The 5,291-nt window shown below is 42.9% G+C and carries 4 protein-coding genes and 1 pseudogene; 4 read left to right on the top strand and 1 reads right to left on the bottom strand.

Going from position 1 to position 5,291, the window contains the following annotated elements:
* The 3 genes and pseudogenes from AB4653_RS15850 to hemH form a co-directional block, all read left to right on the top strand.
* Positions 1-314 (top strand): annotated as a pseudogene (locus AB4653_RS15850) (molecular chaperone HtpG); the annotation flags it as partial.
* Between the two features lie 388 nt (positions 315-702).
* Complete coding sequence (gene adk, locus AB4653_RS15845) at positions 703-1,347, top strand: adenylate kinase (protein WP_102257779.1); 645 nt, start codon at positions 703-705, stop codon at positions 1,345-1,347.
* Between the two features lie 276 nt (positions 1,348-1,623).
* Positions 1,624-2,586, top strand: a complete 963-nt coding sequence (hemH, locus tag AB4653_RS15840) for a ferrochelatase (RefSeq protein WP_009847340.1) — start codon at positions 1,624-1,626, stop codon at positions 2,584-2,586.
* Positions 2,587-2,692: 106 nt separating this feature from the next.
* On the opposite strand, the gene AB4653_RS15835 is transcribed toward hemH, so the two are convergent.
* Positions 2,693-4,078: a peptide MFS transporter gene (locus tag AB4653_RS15835; RefSeq protein WP_009847339.1), complete on the bottom strand. Its 1,386-nt coding sequence runs from the start codon at positions 4,076-4,078 to the stop codon at positions 2,693-2,695.
* Between the two features lie 501 nt (positions 4,079-4,579).
* Here AB4653_RS15835 and rfaH point away from each other — a divergent pair.
* Entirely contained in the window at positions 4,580-5,086 is a 507-nt protein-coding gene (gene rfaH / locus AB4653_RS15830; protein WP_009847338.1) for a transcription/translation regulatory transformer protein RfaH, read from the top strand.
* The last annotated feature ends 205 nt before the right edge of the window (positions 5,087-5,291 follow it).

The following is a 5,291-nucleotide window of genomic DNA, read 5'->3' as shown; positions in this document are numbered from 1 at the left end:
GTGTTAAAGAGGTTCGCACGACATTCAAGTTAGCAACTACACCTGCTGTTGTTGTGACCGATGATTTCGAGATGGGCACTCAAATGGCTAAGCTTCTTGAAGCTGCGGGTCAAGCTGCACCTGAAGTTAAGTACATCTTTGAGATTAACCCTGAGCACGCACTTGTGAAACAGATGGCTGATGAAGCGGACGAACAAGCGTTTGGCCGTTGGGTTGAGCTACTACTTGGTCAAGCTATGCTGGCTGAAAAGGGCTCAATGGAAGATCCGTCACAATTCTTAGGTGCAATCAACGAACTACTGACAAAACGTTAGTCTTTCGACTTTGGGCTAAGCTCATAATTATAATTAAAAGCTCGCTAATGCGGGCTTTTTTTATGAACGTCGCTTAACTTCATCGAAATGTCGCTAAAGTTGCTAACAAGACGAACGCAAACGCTGTCGATACATTCTTTAGTCTTAATTTAAGCAAAATTGAATATTAATGTGATAGAATGCTCGACCTAATCAGCTGGTACTATGAACCTATCATCTCCAGTTGTATGATTTTTAAACGTTATACCGAAACTTACCGTTTTGCTTCTGTTTACAGTTGTGCTTAGCCTCAGTTGTTACCTAATCTCTCTTGTTCGACTTAAATTGAACCAGAAAGGCGGGATAGTGAGCTTCGGTATAAATCATAATTTTTATAAGAGGATTAAACATGCGCATCATTCTTCTAGGTGCTCCTGGCGCGGGTAAAGGTACTCAAGCTAACTTCATCATGAACAAATTTGGTATCCCTCAAATTTCAACTGGTGACATGCTACGTGCTGCTATCAAAGCGGGTACTGAGCTTGGTAAGCAAGCAAAATCAGTAATCGACGCTGGTCAGCTAGTTTCTGATGAAATTATCCTTGGTCTAATCAAAGAGCGTATCGCTCAAGATGACTGTGAGAAAGGTTTCCTACTAGACGGTTTCCCACGCACAATCCCTCAAGCTGATGGCCTAAAAGAAATGGGTATCGCAGTAGACTACGTTGTTGAATTCGACGTAGCTGACGATGTGATTGTTGAGCGTATGGCTGGTCGTCGTGCTCACCTTCCTTCTGGCCGTACATACCACAATGTGTACAACCCGCCTAAAGAAGAAGGTAAAGATGACATCACTGGCGAAGAGCTAGTGGTTCGTGATGACGACAAAGAAAAAACAGTTCGTGCACGTCTAGGTGTATACCACGATCAAACAGCTCCGCTTATCTCTTACTACGGTAAAGAAGCTGAAGCAGGTAACACTAAGTACCTTAAGTTCGACGGTACTAAGCAAGTTGCTGAAGTTAGTGCAGAACTTGAGAAAGCACTAGCATAATTGGCTAACAGCCAGTTTTAGAATTTGATATATTGGAAGCGACCTTAAGGTCGCTTTTTTTGTTTCAATTTTTAGTCATATACCAATCTAGATAAACTCGATTGTGCACTGTTTCCGTGGTACGGCTTAGATTCGCGCGGCTAACGATCAATGTGATGTTGTGATCACCTAGGTTAAGAACGATTATTCTTAAATTTAGTAGCACAACAATGATCTTAAACTTATGTAGATTAGTATATTACGTTCCAGAAAATCACATATTGGTCTCAGGTATCTATGGAAAATAATAAAAAGCAGGGCGTTTTACTGGTGAACTTAGGAACACCAGACTCAGCGACCCCAGCTGGCGTTCGTCGATTTTTGAGTGAATTCTTACACGACAAGCGAGTCGTAAACTTAACGCGTTGGTTGTGGTGTCCTATTTTACATGGGGTGATCTTACCGATTAGAGCGCCGAAAGTGGCTAAGCTGTATCAGTCTGTTTGGATGGATGAAGGCTCACCACTGCTTGTGTACTCTCAAAGACAAGCCGAAAAGCTCCAGAAAAAATTACAGATACCCGTAGCGCTGGGTATGACCTATGGTAACCCAAGCCTTAAAACGGGCGTTGAGCAATTAATGGGTCAGGGCGTTGAAGACATCATCGTATTGCCTTTATATCCTCAATACTCAGGCACAACCACAGCGGCCGTATCTGATGGCTTAACCAAGGCCTTTAAGCAGATGCCAGTGATTCCGAGCTATCGCTTTATTCGCGACTACTACGCGCACCCAAGCTACGCAAAAGCATTGGCTGAAAGCGTGCGTAGCCATTGGGATAAAAATGGTAGAGCCGATCATTTAGTTTGTTCTTTCCACGGTATTCCGAAACGATTGGCTGATGAAGGCGACATCTACCCACAGCATTGTGAAGCGACAACAAAGCTCCTTGCTGCTGAGTTAGGCTTATCAGCGGACGATATCACCATGACATACCAATCTCGATTTGGTCGAGAAGAGTGGTTGAAGCCATACACTGACGAGACACTTGAATCATTGCCAAGCAAAGGCATCAAAAAAATCGATATTATGGCGCCTGCATTTTCTGTGGATTGTTTAGAAACGTTAGAAGAGATTTCGGATCAGTGTAAAGAGACCTTCATTGACGCTGGTGGCTCAGACTTTAGCTACATTACGTGTCTGAATGATAGAGACTCGCACATCGATATGATGGCGGAGTTAGTGGCGCTGTATCGTTAAATACGACTTCGCCTAAATTGTCATGCATATCTAAAAATAGCAAAAGGGCTGCTCAATGAGCAGCCCTTTTTGATCTGGATGTTTCTTCTTGAAATAGGTCTAGATATTAAGCAACCGAAGTTTCTGCTTTTGGCTCTGCTTCAAGCATCATGTTGCTTTCTACGCCATGCATCCATGATACAAGCTTGCCAGCACAAAGAAGCAGTAAGACGCCACTTATTGTCGCTGTAATTGCGATACCACCGAAGATAGACATTGCGCCAAGCTCACCAACGTGAGAACCCACAAGGCCAGCTACGTAGTTTGCGACAGCGTTGAAGCCAAACCATGCCCCCATCATTAGTGATGCGAGACGAAGCGGAGCTAACTTAGTGACCAACGACAGGCCAATAGGAGATAGACAAAGTTCGCCAAGGGTATGGAAGAAGAAAGCACCGACTAGCCACAGCATTGATGTTTTCACTGTTAGGTCGCCACCTTGCTCCATTACAGCGCCCATCATGCACACAAAACCAAGAGCTAGGAAGAACAAAGCCATTGCAAATTTCACTGGAGAATTTGGTTCACGCTTACCAAGCTTAACCCAAAATGCAGCAATGATTGGTGCAAGTGTAATGATGAAGAATGGGTTCAGAGATTGGAACCACGCCGCTGGGACTTCAAAGCCACCAATCATGCGGTCAGTATATTGTTGAGTATAGATATTCATCAGACCGCCAGCTTGTTCAAAGCCCGCCCAGAAAACTATGACGAATAGACCCATAACCAGAATAACTTTTAATCGATCGAACTCTTCTTTGGTTAGTGGCGTTTTTTCTTTAGATTGGTTCAGTGCTTTTGCTCGCGCAGCTGCTGGCACTGAACCAATGTTACCTAACCAAGATTGAGCCATTGTCATTTGCATGATTAAGCTAATAACCATACCAATACCAGCGGCTAAGAAACCTGCTTTCCAGCCGAAAGAGTCGACAGCAGCGCCTGAAATCAAGCCACCTAATAATGCACCTAAGTTGATGCCCATGTAGAAAATGGTGAATGCACCGTCACGGCGGTTATCGCCTTCTTGGTATAGGTCGCCAACCATGGTCGAGATGTTTGGCTTAAACATACCGTTACCACTGATAAGGAGTGCTAAACCTAGATAAAGAGCATTTACTTGGTCTAAGCCAATAGCGCCGTTAGGAAGAGCGAGTGTAAATTGGCCGAGTGCCATTAATACACCACCCACTAGGATCGATTTACGTTGTCCTAAGTAGTTATCGGCAATCCAGCCACCGATCAATGGCGTGATGTAGACTAAGCCAGTGTAAATACCGTAGAGATCAAGTGCGTCTTTCGTTGACCAACCAAGCCCACCGTTGAGGGTCGTGTCAGTCAAAAATAAAACAAGGATGGCACGCATCGCGTAGTAGGAGAAACGTTCCCATAGCTCTGTGCTAAATAATAAAAATAGGCCTCTAGGGTGGCCAAAGATGTTGTGATTGCTTGGCATAAGTTTTACTAATTTTAGGTATTAAAAGATTTTATAGTCATTCATGTATACACAGTAGGGTAAAAGTCTGCAATAGGCGTATTTTGTGGTCACGATAACTTGGTTTTGCTAAAGTGTTGATATTAAATAAATTTACTTTTAATGTGGCCCATTCTGCTTGTGCTGCAAACTAATTTTCCATATTTGACCTGGTTGGTTAGTAACCTTTTTTAAGATCCTATCCAATAAAAATGTTTAGATCTATTGCCCTAGCCTATCGTTATGATCTTATAGGGAATGTTATTCATATTATCTGCGATATACATATGCTTACAGCAATGAGTCTTTTGATCTCTAAATGTTCCTTGTACAATGACTGACCAAATTTTTTACCTATGACTTTTTGGTTGATAAGTCTGTCTGTTGCGCGTAATTTCTCGCTTATCAGGACTCATTTATTAACGGCGACTAAACTGTTTTAGGCTGTGGTTAAATGTCCAAAGAACGAAGATGGCGAGTTAAATGAAACGTTGGTATTTACTTTACTGTAAGCGTGGTGATCAAAAACGCGCTCAACAGCACCTAGAAAATCAGGGGGTAGAGTGCTTTTACCCTCAAATAGAAGTCGAAAAGGTAGTGAGAGGGAAAGAGAAGCTGGTCCAAGAACCGCTGTTCCCATCCTATATCTTTGTCCGTTTTGATTATGAGCAAGGCCCAAGCTTTACTACCGTTCGTTCAACTCGTGGTGTTGTCGACTTTATTAAGTTCGGTGCAAGGCCGTATGAAGTCCAAGGTGATTTGGTTTTTGAGCTAAAAGAGTTCGAGAAGTGTTGCAGTAGCGAAGTTGAAGATTGCTGTGTTGAGTTTGAATCAGGGCAAGTTGTCAAAATTAATAGTGGCCAGTTTGCGGGTGTTGAAGCTATTTACCATCAGAAAGATGGCGAAGCTCGATCCATTATGCTCGTAAAAATGATCAGCCAAGTGGTTCCGATCAGTATTGAAAACGAAGCACTACAAGCTCACGTATAAGTGAAATATTAAAAAGTAAAAACTAGGCTTAAAACAAAAAGGCGCATAATGCGCCTTTTTTAGTATTTGATTTTTCAAACGCTTAAGCGTTATAGGCGTCGTTGTGAACGGCTTGTACCGCACGGCCTGATGGGTCTACACAGTTTTTGAATGACTCATCCCACTCGATCGCTTTTGCTGATGAACAGGCAACTGAAGGGCCGCC

Source organism: Vibrio sp. 10N.222.48.A3 (assembly GCF_041475345.1).
GTDB classification, from domain to species: Bacteria; Pseudomonadota; Gammaproteobacteria; order Enterobacterales; family Vibrionaceae; genus Vibrio; species Vibrio tasmaniensis_A.
The sequence above is the reverse complement of the archived record's forward strand: the minus strand, read 5'-3'. Positions and strand labels throughout refer to the sequence as shown.